This is a genomic window from Tardiphaga sp. P9-11, from assembly GCF_008329525.1.
Classification (GTDB): Bacteria; Pseudomonadota; Alphaproteobacteria; order Rhizobiales; family Xanthobacteraceae; genus Tardiphaga.
Genome location: NZ_NPKQ01000003.1, coordinates 340,599 through 358,462, shown reverse-complemented (window position 1 = coordinate 358,462; position 17,864 = coordinate 340,599). Strand labels below are relative to the sequence as shown.

At 63.1% G+C, this 17,864-nt stretch carries 16 protein-coding genes; 3 read left to right on the top strand and 13 right to left on the bottom strand.

Annotation, left to right across the window (positions count from 1 at the left end):
* Nucleotides 1-555 carry a 16S rRNA (guanine(966)-N(2))-methyltransferase RsmD gene (gene rsmD, locus CIW50_RS14385; protein ID WP_149531911.1) on the top strand — a complete coding sequence of 185 codons (555 nt, stop codon included), beginning with the start codon at nucleotides 1-3 and terminating at the stop codon, nucleotides 553-555.
* Between the two features lie 23 nt (nucleotides 556-578).
* Nucleotides 579-968 carry a VOC family protein gene (locus tag CIW50_RS14380; protein ID WP_149531910.1) on the top strand — a complete coding sequence of 130 codons (390 nt, stop codon included), beginning with the start codon at nucleotides 579-581 and terminating at the stop codon, nucleotides 966-968.
* A 66-nt stretch (nucleotides 969-1,034) separates the two neighbouring features.
* Here CIW50_RS14380 and mutL read toward each other — a convergent pair whose 3' ends face one another.
* From mutL to CIW50_RS14325, 11 genes are all read right to left on the bottom strand, one after another.
* A complete protein-coding gene (gene mutL / locus CIW50_RS14375) occupies nucleotides 1,035-2,855 on the bottom strand; it encodes a DNA mismatch repair endonuclease MutL (protein ID WP_149531909.1) in 1,821 nt (606 codons plus the stop codon).
* A 169-nt stretch (nucleotides 2,856-3,024) separates the two neighbouring features.
* A complete protein-coding gene (locus CIW50_RS14370; protein WP_149531908.1) occupies nucleotides 3,025-3,420 on the bottom strand; it encodes a VOC family protein in 396 nt (131 codons plus the stop codon).
* Nucleotides 3,421-3,468: 48 nt separating this feature from the next.
* Nucleotides 3,469-3,885 carry an alternative ribosome rescue aminoacyl-tRNA hydrolase ArfB gene (gene arfB, locus CIW50_RS14365; protein WP_149531907.1) on the bottom strand — a complete coding sequence of 139 codons (417 nt, stop codon included), beginning with the start codon at nucleotides 3,883-3,885 and terminating at the stop codon, nucleotides 3,469-3,471.
* 49 nt (nucleotides 3,886-3,934) lie between these two features.
* A complete protein-coding gene (locus CIW50_RS14360) occupies nucleotides 3,935-4,837 on the bottom strand; it encodes a ketopantoate reductase family protein (RefSeq protein WP_149531906.1) in 903 nt (300 codons plus the stop codon).
* 9 nt (nucleotides 4,838-4,846) lie between these two features.
* Entirely contained in the window at nucleotides 4,847-6,208 is a 1,362-nt protein-coding gene (locus tag CIW50_RS14355) for a M16 family metallopeptidase (protein WP_149532099.1), read from the bottom strand.
* A gap of 2 nt (nucleotides 6,209-6,210) precedes the next feature.
* On the bottom strand, nucleotides 6,211-7,608 hold the full coding sequence (locus tag CIW50_RS14350) for a M16 family metallopeptidase (RefSeq protein ID WP_149531905.1): 1,398 nt from the start codon (nucleotides 7,606-7,608) through the stop codon (nucleotides 6,211-6,213).
* 144 nt (nucleotides 7,609-7,752) lie between these two features.
* On the bottom strand, nucleotides 7,753-8,466 hold the full coding sequence (locus CIW50_RS14345; RefSeq protein WP_149531904.1) for a hypothetical protein: 714 nt from the start codon (nucleotides 8,464-8,466) through the stop codon (nucleotides 7,753-7,755).
* Nucleotides 8,467-8,565: 99 nt separating this feature from the next.
* Entirely contained in the window at nucleotides 8,566-9,063 is a 498-nt protein-coding gene (gene lspA, locus CIW50_RS14340) for a signal peptidase II (RefSeq protein WP_149531903.1), read from the bottom strand.
* The gene (gene ileS / locus CIW50_RS14335) at nucleotides 9,060-12,089 is read right to left on the bottom strand and encodes an isoleucine--tRNA ligase (protein WP_149531902.1); all 3,030 of its coding nucleotides are present in this window, start codon (nucleotides 12,087-12,089) and stop codon (nucleotides 9,060-9,062) included. The genes lspA and ileS overlap by 4 nt, the downstream gene beginning before the upstream one ends.
* A gap of 198 nt (nucleotides 12,090-12,287) precedes the next feature.
* Nucleotides 12,288-12,848 (bottom strand): sugar O-acetyltransferase, encoded by a 561-nt coding sequence (locus CIW50_RS14330; RefSeq protein ID WP_149531901.1) that lies wholly within the window; start codon nucleotides 12,846-12,848, stop codon nucleotides 12,288-12,290.
* Entirely contained in the window at nucleotides 12,845-13,816 is a 972-nt protein-coding gene (locus CIW50_RS14325; protein WP_149531900.1) for a bifunctional riboflavin kinase/FAD synthetase, read from the bottom strand. The genes CIW50_RS14330 and CIW50_RS14325 overlap by 4 nt, the downstream gene beginning before the upstream one ends.
* A gap of 260 nt (nucleotides 13,817-14,076) precedes the next feature.
* On the opposite strand from CIW50_RS14325, the gene CIW50_RS14320 reads away from it, so the two are divergent.
* The gene (locus CIW50_RS14320) at nucleotides 14,077-14,472 is read left to right on the top strand and encodes a response regulator (RefSeq protein WP_089263591.1); all 396 of its coding nucleotides are present in this window, start codon (nucleotides 14,077-14,079) and stop codon (nucleotides 14,470-14,472) included.
* 932 nt (nucleotides 14,473-15,404) lie between these two features.
* Here the strand turns inward: CIW50_RS14320 and CIW50_RS14315 are convergent.
* Nucleotides 15,405-16,259, bottom strand: a complete 855-nt coding sequence (locus CIW50_RS14315) for a TIGR01459 family HAD-type hydrolase (RefSeq protein ID WP_149531899.1) — start codon at nucleotides 16,257-16,259, stop codon at nucleotides 15,405-15,407.
* 14 nt (nucleotides 16,260-16,273) lie between these two features.
* Entirely contained in the window at nucleotides 16,274-17,746 is a 1,473-nt protein-coding gene (locus tag CIW50_RS14310; RefSeq protein WP_149531898.1) for an EAL domain-containing protein, read from the bottom strand.
* Between the last annotated feature and the right edge of the window lie 118 nt (nucleotides 17,747-17,864).

Genomic DNA, 17,864 nt, shown 5'->3' with positions numbered 1-17,864 from the left:
ATGCGTGTCGTCGGTGGCCGGCTGAAAGGCCGCAACATCGCATCGCCCACGACGCAGGCGATCCGTCCCACGGCGGATCGACTGCGCGAGTCGTTGTTCAATATCCTGATCCACGCCTATGAGAATCCGATCGCGGACGCGCGCGTGCTCGATCTGTTTGCCGGCACCGGCGCGCTCGGCATCGAGGCCGTGTCGCGCGGCGCAAAGTTCACGCTGTTCGTGGACAACGGTTCCGAAGCGCGCGCGCTGTTGCGCAACAATGTTGAAGCGCTCGGTCTTGGCGGCGTGACCAAAGTGTATCGCCGCGATGCCGCTGATCTCGGCCCCGCCCATCCGGTCGAGCCGTTCTCGCTGGTGTTCCTCGACCCGCCCTATCGCATGATGCTCGCCGAGAAATCGCTGAACTCGCTGCGCAATGGTGGCTGGCTGACGCCGGGCGCGTTGCTTGTGGTGGAAGAGGCGAAGGATGCGGCGTTCGCTGCGCCCGAGGGCTTCGAAGAACTCGAGCGCCGCGCCTATGACGATACCGAGTTTACGTTTCTGCGATCTTTGTAAGAAGACGTCAAAAGGAGCCGCCGATGTCTGCGATCGAATACACCTGGGATCACGTCCATATCCGTACGCCGGACACCGAAGCCACCGCGCAGTGGTTCGCCGACATGCTCGGTGCGGAAATCCTGCGTGCGCCCGGCCGCATCGATATCAGGCTTGGCGGCGGCATGATCTTCCTCGCCCCGGTGACGTCGGAGATGGGCGTCAACCCGCCGCCGGCGACGCCCTATCAGGGCCTCGATCATTTCGGCCTGAAGGTGAAGGACATCGATGCCGTGGCTGCCTCGCTGAAGGCCAAGGGCGTGGAGTTCACCAAGGAGCCGCATACGCTCAAGCCGGGCCTGCGCATCTGCTTCATCCGCGCACCGCAGGGCGTGTCGATCGAGCTCTTGGAACGCGATCCGAAATATACGTGAGCGCTTTCTTCTCCCTCCCCACTGCGCGCAGTTTCGCTACGCTTGAGGGAGGGATAAGCAAGAAGCCTACCGTCGCCCGAACAGCTTCTCGATATCGCTGAGCTTCAGCTCGACATAAGTCGGCCGGCCGTGGTTGCACTGGCCGGAATTCGGTGTGTCTTCCATCTCGCGCAGCAGCGCGTTCATCTCCTCGGGCCGCAAGCGGCGGCCTGAGCGCACCGAGCCGTGGCAGGCCATGGTTGCCGCCACATGCAGCAGGCGGCGCTCCAGCGGCAGGGCTTCGTCCCACTCCGCCATATGCTCGGCGAGATCGCGCAGCAGCGACGCGGCATTGGTTTTGCCGAGCAGTGACGGCGTCTCGCGCACGGCAATGGCGCCGGGGCCGAAACTGTCGATGGCGAGGCCATAGCTCGCAAGTTCCTCGGCGCGATCGAACAGTTTCTCCACGATGGCTTCGTCGAGCTCGACGATCTCCGGGATCAACAGGATCTGCCGCTGCACGCCATTGGCGGCCAGCGACGCCTTCAGTCGCTCATAGACGATGCGCTCATGCGCGGCATGCTGATCGACCACGATCATGCCGTCGCGGGTCTGCGCGATGATGTAGTTCTCATGCACCTGCGCGCGCGCGGCACCGAGCGGGCGGTCGATCAGGTCGGTCTGCGGTGCTTCCTCGAAACGGACATCGGCGGATGGCGTGCCGACATCGAAGGCCGCCTGACTCCGCTCGGCAAACGCCGCCGAACCATCGAACCCCGGCACTGGATTGACCGGATAGGCCGGCGAGCGCTGCCAGTCCCAGTTCGCATTCGCACGGGGCGCGAAATTGGGTGCGAAGTTGGGGCGGAACGAGTCCAGCACGGCGCCGTCGCTATTGGCTGCCGTGCGGCGTCCCTCACGGGCGAGGCCTTCTTTCAGCGCATGCACGATCAGCCCGCGCACCAGTCCGGCATTGCGGAAACGCACTTCGGTCTTGGCCGGATGCACATTGGCATCGACCTCCTGCGGGTCGAGCGTCACGAACAGCGCGACGATCGGATGGCGGTCGCGTGGCAGATAGTCGGAATAGGCAGCGCGCACCGCACCGATGATCAGTTTGTCGCGCACTGGCCGGCCATTGACGAACAGATACTGTCCAAGCGCATTGGCGCGGGTCAGCGATGGCGCGGCAGCAAAACCTTCAACCACCACTCCTTCGCGCTCGCTACGCACTTCGATGGCGCTGAGACGAAACTCGGGTCCGAGAATATCGCCTAGCCGCGTCAACTGTCCGGCCGGACCGGGTAGCGCAGCCGCCCATGTCACCGGCGCGCGTTCCTCGCCGGCCATGGTGAAGGCGATGTCCGGCCGCGCCATGGCGAGGCGGCGCACGACTTCGCGGATCGCTTCGGCCTCGGTGCGGTCGGTCTTGAGAAATTTCAGCCGGGCAGGGGTCGCGTAAAACAGATCGCTGACCTCGACGCGGGTGCCCTGCGACAGCGCGGCGGGTGCGATGTCAGATTTCTCGCCGCCATCGACAGTGCGCGACCAGGCATGGGGCTCGCTTGCGTGGCGCGTGGTGATGCTCAGCCGCGCCACCGAGCCGATGGAGGGCAGCGCCTCGCCGCGAAAACCGAGGGTGCGGATCTGCAACAGATCCTCGTCATCGAGCTTCGAGGTGGCGTGGCGATCCATCGCGAGCACGAGATCGGAATGGGTCATGCCGCCGCCATCGTCGGTGATGGCGATCTTCCGCCGGCCGCCACCGTCGGTGAAGATCTCGACCCGGGAGGCACCGGCATCGATGGCATTCTCCACCAGCTCCTTCACCACGCTGGCCGGCCGCTCGACCACCTCGCCGGCGGCGATGCGGTTGACGATGGTTTCTGGGAGCTGGCGAACGGGCATGGATCTCGGGGCGTGGTGACGGGTCGGGGTTATGTAGGGAACCTGAAGCGCCATTCTATGGCCCCGGGTGCCTGATGTCCCCGCCGCAACTCGCTTTTCCCCGGTTCTGGCTTTTTGTTTTGACGCGTTTTCTTGACGCGAACCGGTATCCACTTTGCTCGAAAACGCTTTAAGCGAATCGGCCGCCCTTCTGGATCACCTCGATCTTGTAGCCGTCGGGGTCGGTGGCGAAGAAAAACTGCGCCAGCGTGCGGCCCTCATGCTTGAAATCCCGCAGCGGACCGGGCGCGAGAGTCTCGCGTTCGAATCGGGCATGTTCCGCGGCCACGTCGTCTACGACAACCGCGAGATGGCCGTAGCCGTCGCCGAGCATATAGGGCTCGGTGCGGCCGAAATTCACCGTCAGTTCGAGCTCGAAGGGCGAGGAGGGGTGGCGCAGATAGATCAGCGCAAAGTCGGGAAATGCGATGCGCTCGGCAATCTCGAGCCTGAAAGCGCGTTTGTAGAAGTCCAGCGCGCGCGCTTCGTCGAGCACGCGGATCATCGAATGAACGGGTTTGGCCATCGGGAAATTCCTTGAAAAAGTGGTCTGGCTTGTTGTGTGGGGCGCCGCTCAGTCGTCGAAACGCCCGCCGCGGCCGGCCTTGACGTCGCTGCGGCGCTTCTTGCCGTCGAGGCGGCGCATCTTGGAGCCCAGCGTCGGCTTGGTCGCCCGCCGCGGCGCTTGCCGGAAGGCGGCTTCCTGCATCAGTTCGACCAGCCGCTCGATGGCATCGGCCTTGTTGCGCTCCTGGGTGCGGAAGCGCTGGGCGTGGATCACGATCACGCCGTCCTTGGTCATGCGCTGCCCGGCGAGCGTGCGCAGCCGGATCGCGGTGTCCTCCGGCAGCGTCAGCTTGGTCGTATCGAAGCGCAGTTGCGCGGCGGTCGAGACCTTGTTGACGTTCTGGCCGCCGGGACCGGACGCGCGCACGAACACGATGTCGATATCGTCTTCGGCGATGGCTATGGAGCGCGTAATCCGGAGCATGGTGTCTCCGTAGCACATCCCGCGCGGATGTGCAGAGGCAGCTGTGCCGCTACGCGCGGCGCGACCCGCTGCGCTCGACCAGTTTCACCATCACCTGCAGGGCATGGTTGGTCGGTGTCGGAATCCCGTGTTCGGCGCCCTTGCGGACGATGAAGCCGTTGAGGAAGTCGATCTCCGACGGCTTGCCGCGGGCGAGATCCTGCGACGTCGACGATTGCTGAAGCGGCATGCTGGCGGCGAGGGCGAGCGTCTTGTCGAGGAGGTCGGCTGGCAGCGATATGCCGCAGGCGCGCGCTACCTCCAAGCATTCGACGACGGCGTTGGTCACGATATCAGGGACGCCGTCGACCTTGAACATCTCGCCATAGGCGATGCCGGCTACTGCCGACAATGCGTTATAGGCGCAATTGTTGATCAGCTTAGACCATTGTACCGCGTCGATATCGTCGGCGATGGTGGTAGGCACGCTGGCGTCGGATAGCAGCTTTGCCAGGGCTTCGCTTTGGGGTGACGCGCCGATGACCAGCTCCCCGCGCCCGTTATGCTTGATATGGCCCGCGGCCGGCATCTCCGCGGCCACATAGACCGCCGCGGCAATCACCGGCTGGCTGACGATGGCACGCAAGCGCTGTGGATTGTCGACGCCGTTCTGCAGGCTCAGTACGATCGTATCCGGCTTGAGAATGGGCCTCAGCGCTGCTGCGGTATCGTCTGTATCGCCGGATTTGACGGCGAACAGCACGAGATCGGGCGGTGTCAGATCCGCGATATCAGTCGCGGCCTTTGCGGGAATGAAACCGGTGAAGATCGGGCTTTCGAAATAAAGCCCCTGCGCATTGATGGCGTCGACATGCGTCTGCCGTCCGATCAGCGTGACGTCATGACCCGCACGCAGCAGCATGGCGCCGTAGAAGCAACCGACCGCACCGGCACCGATCACGGCAATCCGCATATCGGCGCCTCAGTTCGCCTTTGGCGCCGGCACCAATGGCGCTGCCGCCGCTTGCGGCGCGCGGCCGACAACCACCGTCAGCAGACCATCGGCCCACAGCTTCTTCGCCGCCGCCTTGGCCTGATCCAGCGTTACCGCATCGACCACGGCGTTGCGCTTCTCGATGTAATCGATCGGCAGTCTGTCGAGCTGATACTGCAGCAGCGCGCCGGCAAGCTTTGATGACGTATCGAGCGCCAGCATCTGCGAACCCTTCAGATACGACTTGGCTTCGTCCAGCTCCTGTTGGGTCGGACCCTGCTCGGCCATGCGCTTTACTTCGCTGGTCACGGTATCGATGGTTTCGGTGGCGCGGTCGGCGCGGGTCGCGGTGTTGCCGATATAGATGCCGGAATGCGCCATCCACAGCAGTGAGCCGGACACGCCATAGACCAGGCCGCGCTTCTCGCGCACCTCGTGATACAGCCGTGACGACAGCGTGCCGCCGCCCAGGATATGCGTAACGATATAGGCGGCCATGAAATTTGGATCATCGCGCTTGATACCGGGACTACCGAAGGTGATGACCGTCTGCGGCACATCGAGCGTCACGAAGCTCTTCTGCGGCGGTTTGGTCGCGACAATCTCGGGCACCGGGGGCAGGCTGGCTTTTGCGGGCAGGCCACCGAAGGTCTGGTCGAGCAGCTTGCTCAGTGTTGCGGGATCGACGTCGCCGACCACGGCCACCTTCAGCGTGTCCTTGGCGATGACACGCGCCTTGTAGGCCTTGATGTCGTCGATGGTGATGCCAGGGACTTCAGCGAGGCTGCCATTCGATGGACGGCTGTAGGGATGATCGCCGAAGGCCAGTTCGAGAAACTTGCGGGTGGCGATCGAACTCGGATTGGTGGTCTCGCGGCGCAATCCGGACAGGATTTGCGCGCGGATGCGCTCGACATCGGCGCTGTCGAAGCGTGGCTGCGTCAGCGACAGCCGCAGCAGATCGAAGGCTTCGTCGCGATTGTCCTTCAGCATGCGCAGCGAGCCGCGGAAGTAATCACGTTGGGCGTTGTAGCTGAGTTCGATGGCGCGACGATCCAGACGTTCATGGAAGGTCTTGGAATCCAGGTCAGCCGCGCCTTCGTCCATCAGGCTGGCGACCATGTTGGCGGTGCCGGACTTGTCCTTGGGGTCCTGCGCCGCGCCGCCGCCGAAGGCGTATTCCATGGCAATCAAAGGGACGGTCGCGTCTTGCACGAACCAGGCTTCGATACCGCCAGGCGTGACCAGATGCTGGATCTTAGCCGCGGCATGCGATGGTGCCGCTGTCAGTGATGTGAAGGAGAGGGCTGCCGCGAAGGCGAGGCCGATGCGCCGTGCGCTGGTGATCATGTTCACGACCGCTTCTCCTCGCGCTTCGGCGCAGATGTATCCTTGACCAGGTAGCCGGTGACCGAGCGTTTCTTCTCGAGCCAGGCTTGCGCCGCGGCGCGCACCTGCTCGGCCGTCACCGCCTTGATGCGGTCGGGCCAGCTGCGAATGTCCTCGACGCTGAGGCCGGTGGTGAGGGCTGCGCCATACCAGCGGGCCAGCGAGGCCTGATTGTCCTGCGCATAGATAGCTTCGGCGACGAGCTGCGTTTTCACGCGTTCGAGGTCGGCAGCCGGAACGGGGCTGGTTGCGAGATCGGCGATCACGGCATCCATCGTCTTTTCGATCTCGGCGAAATCGACGCCGGGCCGCGGCGAAGCGGAAATCATGAACTGCGCACTGTCGAGTGCCGTGCCCTGATAGCTGGCGCCGGCATTGATCGCGAGCTGCTTGTCGACCACCAACGCACGGTAGAGATACGAATTGGCGCCGCCGCCGATCAATTGGCCGAGGACATCGAGTGCCTGGCTTTCGCCGGCAGCTGCGGTGGTAGCGGACGGTACGAGGTAGTAGCGACGGACGCTGCTCTGTTCGACGCGCGGATCGGAAAGGGTCACGGCGCGGGGAGCGGCAGGCGTCGGCTCCTGCGGGCGCATACGACGCTCGGGTATCGATGGCTGCGCCGGGACGACGCCATAGGTGCGCTCCACCATCGGGCGGATTTCTTCCACGTCGACGTCGCCTGCGATGATCAGCGTTGCGTTGTTCGGAGCGTAGAAGCGCTTGTAGAAGGCGAGCGCGTCTTCACGATCGAGCTTCTCGATTTCCTGATGCCAGCCGATGATCGGCCGGCCATAGGGATGGTTGAGATAGAGCGCCGCCATGATCTGTTCGGACAACCGCGCATCCGGGCTGTTGGCAACGCGCATATTGTATTCTTCGAGCACGACGTCGCGCTCCGGCAGCACGTTCTCGTCCTTCAATACGAGGCCGGTCATCCGATCGGCTTCGAACTCCATCATCTTGCCGAGCTGGTCCTTGGTGACCCGCTGGTAGTAGCCGGTGTAATCGGTGGACGTGAAGGCATTCTCGTTGCCGCCGATGCGCTGCACCGTCTGCGAGAATTCGCCGGCCGGATGTTTCGCGGTGCCCTTGAACATCAGATGTTCGAGGAAATGCGCCAGCCCCGACTTGCCGGGTGTCTCGTCGGCGGAACCGACCTTGTACCAGATCATCTGCGTCACGACGGGCGTGCGGTGATCCTCGATCACGACGACCTGCATGCCGTTGGCGAGCTTGAAAGTGGTCGGCGGCTTCGATGTCACCGTTTGCGCGTGGGTGCCCGATATCGCAAAGACAGGAGCCAGCAGCAAGGCGACGACTGCGACGGATCGTGCGGCAAGTCGGAATGATGAGGTCATGGCGGGGCTAACAGCTCCAAAGCATGGGGAAAGGCGGCATCGTAAAAAGCGTGGGCAAGCAGTCGCGCCGGACGTATCCGCGCGTGCAAGTCGATCGCTGTAAAAGGACGTCTTTGGATTGGCGGCGCAACGGGAGCGCCGCGATCAGAACTTGCCCGTCATCGGGTTGAGATTGTAATCGTTCTTCATGGTTTCCTTCGGCCCGGTGCCATAGGCATAGCCCGAGGCAGGCGTCTGGTAACCGGCCGGCGGCTGGGTCAGCGAATCGCGGGTGGGCTCGCCTGTGAACTGGGCGGTCTCACCTTTGTTGCTGCCGAACATGTTCTTGAACAGGCCGCCTTCATAGCCGAGCTGTTTCGGGCTCAGCACGATGTTCTTGTTCGGATCGCCAGGCGAGGAGTTGTCCACGGCGGCAGACGCACCACGTGCGCGCTTCGGGGCCATTTCGCGCGGGGTCAGTGGTCGTGCGGCTTCCAGCACTTCCTCAGGACGTCCGGTCTTGGCATTGGCGGCGGCGGCGCGGCGCTGCTGCACATCCGGATCCTTGGGCCAGTTCGCGAGAGGTGCGGGCCCCTTGGCATCCGGCGGCGGCAGGTCGATCTTCGGCGGAACCACCAGCGGCGAACGCTCGCGGTAGTCGATGCCGGTGTTTTCCATATTGGTGCCGCCGAGACCGGTCATGATCTGCTTGATGACCTTCTGCTCGAACGGCTGGTCCTCTTCCTCGGCATCCTGGGCGCGTGCGACGCCAGCGGACATCACGAGACCAACGCTAAGGGCAACGGCGGTGAGCCGCAGGGCGCGCATCCAGGCGCCCGATGAAGTGTGCAGAGCCCAACCGGTTTCGGTCTCGCGCATCGTGTTCATCCTGTTCAAATATCTGGCGGATCGGCAAGAATCCGAAAACCCTGATGCGGTTCCGCTGGTATCGCCCTTGGCCTTGCGTATCGGCTGGGATCAGGGCGCTTTTGCGGCGGGTACCGTGAAGAAAGAGTCATACAGCAGGGCCGCAACACCGGCAACAATGGCGACGTCGGCAAGGTTAAACACGTACCAGTTGTAGGTCTTGCCGGAGATTTCGACGTGCAGCAGGGCGAAATCGACCACGGCGCCATAGGCAAACCGGTCGATGGCATTGCCGATCGCGCCCCCGATGATCAGCCCGAGCCCGATGGTGGCCAGTCTGGTCTCCGATTTCGCCATCCAGACCGCCAGCGCCACCACCGCAATCGCCTTGATGGCCACCAGCACGACCTGGCCTGTGGGCCCCGAATCGGAAAACCAGCCGTAGCTGATGCCGGTATTCCAGGCCAGGACCAGGTCGAAGAACGGCGTGATCTGGACCAGGCCGCGGTGGCCGAGATCGAAGCCATAGAGCAGCCACAGCTTCGACGCCTGATCGAGGATCAGGACGACAATGGCTGCGATTAGCCCGGAGCGGACGACTGGTTTCAAACAGCCACTCCCAGCGCCTTCCACTCCCGCAGCGCCTGCGCATCGCGCGGGGTGACGTCGGGATAGTCCTTGTCTTCGCCCACGGTGGGCAGGATCTTCCACGACCGCGCACATTTGGTGCCGACGGCCTTTTCGACCACCACGGCCACGCCGGGCACGTCGTTCAGCGTGAAGGCGCCTGCCGGCGCTTCGGCATTGGTCAGCATCGCATTCGAGGTGATGCAGATCTCCGCGAGATCGACGTCAGCCAGTACAGCGAAGATCGCCTTGTCGGTGACATGGATCAGCGGCGAGGCTTCCAGCGACGAGCCGATGTTCTTGGCGGCGCGTTCCACTTCCAGCGCGCCGGTGACGACGCGGCGCACATTGCGGATGGTGTCCCACTTCGCGGCGAGCGCCTCGTTACGCCATGCTGGCAGAGTCTTTTGGAACGGTTCGAGATGCACCGATACGGCCGCGCTGCCATAGCGCGACAGCCACGCTTCCTCGGCGGTGAAGCTCAGAATGGGCGCGAACCAGGTTACGATCGAGCGGAACAGGTAGTCGATCACGGTCAGCGACGCCTTGCGTGTCACCGACGATGGCGCGTCGCAATACAACGTGTCCTTGCGGATGTCGAAGTAGAAGGCCGACAATTCGGTGTTCATGAAGGCGGCGAGTGTGGCCACCACCGTCTTGTAGTCGAAATCGATATAGGCCTGTCGCACCACCGCATCGACTTCCGCGAGACGATGCAGCATCAGCCGCTCGAGCTCCGGCATATCGTCTGCCCTGACGCGCTCCTCATCGTGGAAATGCGCGAGGCTGCCGAGCATCCAGCGCACGCTGTTGCGCAGCTTGCGATAGGTCTCGATGGTGTTCTTGATGATCTCCGCGCCGATGCGCTGGTCGTCGGCATAATCGGTGGCGCAGACCCAGAGCCGCAGGATGTCGGCGCCGGAGTCCTTGATGATCTTCTGCGGCTCGATCGTGTTGCCGATCGATTTCGACATCTTGCGGCCGTTTTCGTCGAGCGTGAAGCCGTGAGTCAGCACGACGTCGAAGGGCGCGCGGCCGCGGGTGCCGCTGCTCTCCAGCAATGACGACTGGAACCAGCCGCGGTGCTGGTCGGAGCCTTCCAAATACATGACCGTATCCTGGCCGCCCTCGACCTTGCGCTTGATGCCCGCAAGGCCGGGGAAGTGCAGGGGGTCTTCGAGCACGAAGGCGTGTGTGGAGCCTGAGTCGAACCAGACGTCGCAGATGTCGTCGACCTTCTTCCACGCTTCATTGGCGAGCGAACCGAGGAAGCGTTCGCGGGCGCCTTCGGCATACCACGCGTCCGCGCCTTCATTCATGAAGGCTTCGGCGATCCGCAGATTGACGGCGTCATCGATCAGAATTTCCGCGGAGCCGTCGCCCTTCTCGCGCACGAATACCGCGATCGGAACGCCCCAGGCGCGCTGGCGCGAGATCACCCAGTCGGGCTTGGTGTTGATCATGCCGTTGATGCGGTTCTGGCCGGTGGCCGGCACCCATCGCGTGATCTTGATGGCTTCGAGGGCACGGTGACGCAGCGTGTCGCCGGGCTTCGCCTTGCCGTCGTCCGCCATAGCTCCCGGCTTGCCGGAAGCGTTCACTTCCAAAATGTCCTTGTCCATCGCGATGAACCACTGCGGCGTGTTGCGATAGATCACCGGCTTCTTGGAGCGCCAGGAATGCGGATATTGATGCTTCAGGCGCGCACGCGCCACCAGCATGCCGCGCTCGACCAGCGCCTTGATGACGGCTTCGTTGGCGTCGCCCTTCTCGCCCTTGTCATTGAGCACACGTGCACCGGTGAAGCCCGGCGCCTGTTCGGTGAGCGTGCCGTTCTCGTCGACAGTGTAGGGGATTGTGGTGGCGATGCCGCGCTCGGTGAGCTGGCGGCCATTCGACGTCCAGATATCGAAGTCGTCGCGGCCGTGGCTGGGCGCGGTATGCACGAAGCCGGTGCCGGCATCGTCGGTGACATGGTCGCCGTCGAGCAGCGGCACGATGAAGTCATAGCCGCCGGCGAGACCCTTCAGCGGATGCCGGCATTCCAGATCCTCGAGGATGTCGGACGACAGTTCGCTGCTCTTCTTCCAGGACGTCACGCGGGCCTGCTTGAACACGCCCTCGGCCAGTGCGTCGGCGAGGATAAGGAGATCGCCGGTCTTCAACCAGTTGTCCTCGGGCGCCTCGGTGACCTCATAGAGGCCATAGGCGATCTTGCTGGAGAACGAGATGGCGCGGTTGGCCGGCAGCGTCCACGGCGTGGTGGTCCAGATCACGACCGCAGCCTTGGCGAGGCGGCCGAATTCGGCAGCGACGGGGAATTTCACCCACACTGCATCGGACGTGTAGTCTTCGTATTCCACTTCGGCTTCGGCCAGCGCGGTCTTCTCGACCACGCTCCACATGACCGGCTTCGATCCGCGATACAGCGTGCCGTTGGCGGCGAACTTCATCAGCTCGCGCGCGATCTGCGCTTCGGCGAAATAGTCCATCGTCGCATAGCGGCCGGCCCAGTCGCCGATGATGCCGAGACGCTTGAATTCTTCGCGCTGGATGTCGAGCCACTTGTTGGCATAGGCACGGCATTCCTGGCGGAACGCGATCATCGCCGCGCCGTCCTTGAAGTTCGGCTTGGTCTTGCCCTTGGAGCGGTAGTTCTCTTCCTCGATCTTCCACTCAATCGGCAGGCCGTGACAGTCCCAGCCGGGCACGTAATTCGAGTCGAAGCCCAGCATCTGCTGGCTCTTGGTCACCACATCCTTGAGGATCTTGTTGAGCGCATGCCCGATATGGATGTTGCCGTTGGCATAGGGCGGGCCGTCATGCAGCACGAATTTCGGCTTGCCCTTCGCGGTCTCGCGGAGCTTGCCGTAGAGGTCGATCTCGTTCCAGCGCGCCAGCATTTTCGGCTCGCTGGTCGGCAGGCCTGCGCGCATCGGAAATTCGGTCTGCGGCAGGTAGAGGGTTTTCGAATAGTCGTGGGAGTCGGACTTGGGCTTCTCGGACATAATGGCTCTGGCTTGCTCGAATGGCGCTGAAACGCGTGAAAACGCGATGAAAACTGGACGGTCCCGGTCTTGCGCCGAGCGAAGCTCAGGCGGAAGCCGGGCCGATAATGCTTATGATGGGGCGCCGTGCAGACATCCGGCACTCAATAGCAGCCGGAACAGGGATCGCAAAGCGTCCTAACGGGGTTTTGACGCCGGTCAGGCCTGCTTGCCGATCGGCCGCGCCGGATTGCCGGCTACCGTCTGGTTCGGGGCGACGTTCCGGGTCACCACGCTGCCAGCACCGATCACGGCGCCGTCACCGATGGTCACGCCGGGGACGATAATGGCCCCGCCGCCGATCCAGACATCGGCGCCGATTTTGACCGGCCGGCCGAATTCCAGCCCGCTGCGGCGGGTTTCGGCGTCCCGCGGATGGTCGGCAGCGTAGATCTGCACAGCGGGGCCGATTTGCGTCCGGTCGCCGATGGTGACCGCGACGACGTCCAGGATCACGCAGTTGAAATTCAGGAAGACGTTGTCGCCGAGATGGATATTGTAGCCGTAGTCGCAGAAGAACGGTGGCCGGATCACGCAGTCGGCGCCGACCTTGCCGAAATGCTCCGCGAGCAGTTCGCGCCGTTCGGCCACCGGCCGGTCCAGCTGCGCATTGTATTTCGCCAGCCAGGCCTTGTTGGCCTTCTCGTCGGCGACCAGTTCGGGGCTGCCGGGGCGATAGAGTTCGCCCGCCAGCATTTTCTGCTTTTCGGTCCTGGTCAGTCGATGTCTCCCAGCTTTGGAAACGCATCCGGCGCGGCCGCCAGCGCGGCCCGCGCCTTGGCGCTGTCGTCGTCCATCTGGCGGATCAGCGGTTCAATGCCCTCGAATTTCATTTCATCGCGGATGAAGGCGATGAAGGCGACGTCCAGTGCCTGGCCGTAAAGGTCGCCCTTGAAGTCGAACAGGAACACTTCGAGCAGAGGCGCGCCGTTGTCGAAGGTCGGGCGGCGACCAAAGGATGCAACGCCGTCGAAGCGCTCGTTGCCGCGGCCGACCCGCACGGCGTAGATGCCGTGCTTGAGGCCGCAATTGGCATTCAGGCGAATGTTGGCGGTGGGATAGCCGAGATCGCGACCGAGCTTCTTGCCGTGGATCACCTCTCCGGTAATGAACCACGGGCCGTTCAGCATCTCCGTGGCCTCGGTCACCTGGCCCTCGGCCAAGGCCATGCGGATGGCCGTCGATGACACCGGGCGCTCATCGATATCGATATGCGGCTGCACATCGACCTCGATGCCGAGCCGCGGGGCTTCATTCACCAGTAGGCTGGGAGAGCCGACGCGGCCTTTGCCGAAATGAAAATCATAGCCGACGGCGATGCCGCTGATGCCGAGACGCTCGATGAGATCGTGGTGAATGAAATCTTGCGCCGTGGTGCTGGCGCGTCCCTTGTCGAAGGTCATGACGACGGCGCCGGCGAGGCCGGTTCCTGCCAGCAGGCGCAGCTTGGCGGCTTCGTCGGAGAGCCGGAACTGCGGTGTGTTCGGGCTGAAGAAACTGCGCGGGTGCGGCTCGAAGGTCACCGCCAAAGCGCTTGTTTTATGCAGTTCGGCCATGCGCAAGGCAGCGCCGATGACCGCGCGGTGGCCGAGATGGACGCCGTCGAAATTGCCCATGGCCACGACGCATCCGTGCGGGATGGCATTGGCAGGCGTTGTGTCGCGGATCACGCGGAAAGTAGTCGTCATGATTGGATTCGTTGGTGGTTTTGGCGGGTAAGGGAGCGTGGCGCGCGCGCTGCCTCGAAGTCAAGCGAAGGTAAAATCGGCTTTCTCCTCGAATTTGACCAATTTGGTGCCACAGGGCGGTTAACTGGAAATTTAACCCAGGCTGCTAATTCTTGCTCCGGGCCGCGGACAGCTATACTCGCCAATCCCGGTCGGGAACGGTTTGCCTGACGGCAAATATCATTTTTGCATTTGCGTATCGTGCCTCAGGAGGAATGAAGATGGCGGTTGATTTGTCGATGACGGTGCTGGTGGTGGATGATTACAACACCATGATCCGCATCATTCGCAATCTTCTGAAGCAGCTTGGTTTCGAACACATCGACGATGCCAGCGACGGTTCGATGGCGCTGGAAAAGATGCGCACCAAGAAATATGGCCTGGTGATTTCCGACTGGAACATGGAGCCGATGACGGGCTACGACCTGCTCAAGGAAGTCCGCGCCGACCCCAACCTGTCGCAGACCCCGTTCATCATGATCACGGCGGAGTCCAAGACCGAGAACGTGATTGCCGCCAAGAAGGCCGGCGTGAACAACTATATCGTCAAGCCGTTCAACGCGGCGACGCTGAAGACCAAGATCGAAGCCGTGTTCCCGGACACCGTGCCCGCGTAAGCCGCGCAGCTTCGTTCTTCAGAGCTTTCGAGTTTCGCAATGCCCGGCCTCGTGCCGGGCATTTGCGTTGTGGTTCGCCGCCGTCATTCTCCCGCACACCAATTGGTGGGCCGGAGGGCGCACGAAGGCGGCGAAGCCGCTGCAGTGCGAACCCGGAATCCCGGAATGTTCAGCGCAAAATTGGTGGAGATTCCGGGTTCGCCTGCGCGAAGGCGCGCAGTCGCCCCGGAATGACAGTGTGGGGCGAGGCGCATAGAGACGTAAAACATTTTTTCCTATCTCGCGTTGACAATATCCCGTCCTTGATTATATTCCCCTTCGTCCTGCCCCACCGAGAGGGGCGATCGCGATCGTCACGGTCGCGGGGTGGGATGCGGTGGGCGCTGGAGATGCGGCGTCACGCGGTTCATGGGTGACGTCTGTCTTCGGGCAGGACGGATCTGCGCCAGCACTGCCACTGGCAAGGAGACGGCTGGCCTTGAGATGGAAAGACCCTCTGGACAGTGTGACGGACGACTTCATCCGAGGCGTTCGGTTCTTGGCTGCGCTAATCCGACCTCATCGCAATGGGGTCTAATAATGGTGGGTCTGAGGATTCATCTGGAAAGCCGGGCACCCCGTCAAACACCGCGTGCGGAACGCTGGGCACTTTCTTGCCCTGCGCCTCCGAAAGTCCTGATGCATTCACTATTGCGGAAGACCGCATGGCATCAGGCCCAAGGGTGCAACGGGCACCCGGCGTTCCGCGCGCCCTCTCACAAGGGGGCGGGAATGCAGCAGACGACGGCGCCCCCGCGCCGCAAACAACAGGGGTGATGAGGCATGTCTGAAGAGCAGTTGCTGTTTGACAGTTGAATCTGAAGACGCTCAGGCGTCAGCGATATCCCCTCCAGCGCAGATTTGCTGTTTGAAGGAGGAGAAGTCGCCTCAGCTCACCACTTCAACTCACGCATCAGCGCTTTCGGTGGATGGCCGAACAGTTCCTTCACTTCCGCGGCGCCCATCTGCTCGATGCCTTCGAAGTCGCCGGCATGGATGCCGCGGGTGACGAACAGGAGATCGATGCCATATGCATGGGCGCCGGTGAGATCGGTGCGCACGGAATCCCCGATCGCCAGCACGCGATCCAGCGCCGTGTCCTTGCCGCGCTTCACCTTGGCGAGCGCCATGGCCTGATCGTAGATTGGCCGGTGCGGCTTGCCGTAGAAGATCACCTCGCCGCCCATCTCGCGATACAGTTCGGCCACCGCGCCGGCGCAGTAGATCAACCGGTCGCCGCGCTCGACGATGATGTCCGGATTGGCGCATACGAGTGTCTGCCTGTGCGACAGGGCCTGTTGCATCATGTCGCGATAGTTTTCTGCGTTTTCGGTTTCGTCGTCGAACAGCCCGCTGCAGACGATGTAGTCGGCCTGTTCGAGCGGCGTGAGTTTGACGTCAAGGCCACGATAGATCGAACTGTCGCGGTCCGGTCCGATCAGATACATCGCCTGACCCGGTCGGCCGGCGACGAAATTGCGCGTGAGGTCGCCCGACGAGACGATCGCATCATAGACGTCGTCAGCAACGCCGAGTTTGCGGAGCTGCCGCTGCACGGAATCCGCCGGCCGCGGCGCGTTGGTGATCATGATCACCGTGCCGCCTCGGGCGCGAAACGTATGCAGCGCCTCGCAGGCTTCGGGGAAAGATTCGAGGCCGTTATGGACGACGCCCCAGATGTCGCTGAGGACGACGTCGACATTGCCGGTGAGGTCGCGCAAGCGCTCGACGAAACGCAGTGTGGTCATGAATTTAGTGCCGATCAGTTCGGGCCGGTGGCGCGGCGCGCCAGCGCGGCATTGCCGGTGGAGCGCGGCTCAGGCCGCACAGGCGTGCTTGGTGCAGATCTTGCTGGGCCATTGGGATCCGTGGGCGCCTTGGCGGGTTCCCTGGCGGGAGGATTTGGCGCACCCCCATTGGCCGGAGTTTCCGGCCTGAGCGGGCGGGGCGCCGCGAAGAGGAAGCCTTGCCCGAACCGGACGTCGAAGTCGAGCAGGTCGACCACGGCCCGTTCGCCCTCGATCCGCTCGGCAATCAGATCGATGCCAAAACGGCCGAGCAGATCGGAAAGATCGGCCGGATGAATGTCGGAATTCGAGTTGTGTTTGGGGTCCAGCAACAACGCCGCCGGTACCTTGATAAAGCGCACGCCGCGATCGGCGAGGTCGCGCGGCTCGATCCGCAGATCGGTGACGTGATCGATGGAAAACCGGTAGCCGCGCTGCGCGAGAGCGGCGAGATGTTCGCTCTCGACGGGGCCGAGATTGCGGAACACGCTCTGCTTGAACTCCAGCACGAAGGACGGCGCCAGCGCGCGATTGGCTTCGAGGAAGTCGATGCACTGCGCAAAGGTCTCGGCATTCGACAGCGTGGCGCCGGCCATGTTGCAGAACACGCCGACATCCTTGTTGCGCACCATCAGCCGGCGTAGCACCTGCATGCAGCGCAGCAACACCATATGATCGATCTGGCCCATCAGGCCTGCGGCTTCCGCGGGGCCGATGAAATCGTCGGCGGTGATGACCTGATCCTTGTCGTCGCGCAGCCGCGTCATTGCCTCGTAGAAGCGCACCTTGCGCTGCGGCAGCGTGACCATCGGCTGCAGATAGATGTCGATGCGGTTGTCAGCGATGGCATTCTTCACCATGGCGGTGAACTGCGCATCGTTGCGCGCCGGCGCGGCCTCTGGCTTGACGACAATCACGGGCGCAGTCGGCGTCACGGTGTCTTCAGCAACCTCGACGGCGAGCGGGACATCGGCCGATGTCTCCGTCCTCACAGGTGGCGACGGCGGCGCGATCGCCGCGGAAACAGTTGCCGGCGCGGGCATCGCGGTCAGCATGTCCTCATGCGTTGCCACCGACGTTGCCAGTTGCGTCACCAGCTTGCCGAGTTCGCCGATCTCGCCGACGACGGACTGGATGCGCTCCTGATTGGCGGAGCCGGTGGACGCGATCTTGCTTTCGACCACAGCGAGACGGCGGCCGAATTCCGCGACCTGCCGGGCAAGGTCGGTGGTGCCGCGCGAGAGATCTGTGATCTGTCCGGTGGATTCGTTGCGATCTTTGATGCGCATCGACACCGCATTGTAGAGGATCATCAGGGTGAGCGCGGCCAGCCCGACGATGGCGGACTCATAGCCGCTGACACCCGCGATCGCATACAGCACCACGCCGAGCGACGCAGAGACCAGCACCATGCAGATGCCGACAAAAATCGTGGAGATGCGGATCATAACGCGCGCAACATCCTCAAATCCAAACTCCTGCACGGCATGACGGACGGTCCGGCCGCGAGCGCTCCCTGCGCCTTAAGTGTCCGGCGGAGCTTAGCATTATTGTTGATTCGGAAAG

What these genes read in the sequence shown, in the direction of transcription:
- rsmD (WP_149531911.1), top strand. Translation starts at nt 1, where the DNA reads ATGCGTGTCGTCGGTGGCCGGCTGAAAGGCCGCAACATCGCATCGCCC.
- CIW50_RS14380 (WP_149531910.1), top strand. Translation starts at nt 579, where the DNA reads ATGTCTGCGATCGAATACACCTGGGATCACGTCCATATCCGTACGCCG.
- mutL (WP_149531909.1), bottom strand. Translation starts at nt 2,855, where the DNA reads ATGCCCGTTCGCCAGCTCCCAGAAACCATCGTCAACCGCATCGCCGCC.
- CIW50_RS14370 (WP_149531908.1), bottom strand. Translation starts at nt 3,420, where the DNA reads ATGGCCAAACCCGTTCATTCGATGATCCGCGTGCTCGACGAAGCGCGC.
- arfB (WP_149531907.1), bottom strand. Translation starts at nt 3,885, where the DNA reads ATGCTCCGGATTACGCGCTCCATAGCCATCGCCGAAGACGATATCGAC.
- CIW50_RS14360 (WP_149531906.1), bottom strand. Translation starts at nt 4,837, where the DNA reads ATGCGGATTGCCGTGATCGGTGCCGGTGCGGTCGGTTGCTTCTACGGC.
- CIW50_RS14355 (WP_149532099.1), bottom strand. Translation starts at nt 6,208, where the DNA reads ATGATCACCAGCGCACGGCGCATCGGCCTCGCCTTCGCGGCAGCCCTC.
- CIW50_RS14350 (WP_149531905.1), bottom strand. Translation starts at nt 7,608, where the DNA reads ATGACCTCATCATTCCGACTTGCCGCACGATCCGTCGCAGTCGTCGCC.
- CIW50_RS14345 (WP_149531904.1), bottom strand. Translation starts at nt 8,466, where the DNA reads ATGCGCGAGACCGAAACCGGTTGGGCTCTGCACACTTCATCGGGCGCC.
- ileS (WP_149531902.1), bottom strand. Translation starts at nt 12,089, where the DNA reads ATGTCCGAGAAGCCCAAGTCCGACTCCCACGACTATTCGAAAACCCTC.
- CIW50_RS14325 (WP_149531900.1), bottom strand. Translation starts at nt 13,816, where the DNA reads ATGACGACTACTTTCCGCGTGATCCGCGACACAACGCCTGCCAATGCC.
- CIW50_RS14320 (WP_089263591.1), top strand. Translation starts at nt 14,077, where the DNA reads ATGGCGGTTGATTTGTCGATGACGGTGCTGGTGGTGGATGATTACAAC.
- CIW50_RS14315 (WP_149531899.1), bottom strand. Translation starts at nt 16,259, where the DNA reads ATGACCACACTGCGTTTCGTCGAGCGCTTGCGCGACCTCACCGGCAAT.
- CIW50_RS14310 (WP_149531898.1), bottom strand. Translation starts at nt 17,746, where the DNA reads ATGATCCGCATCTCCACGATTTTTGTCGGCATCTGCATGGTGCTGGTC.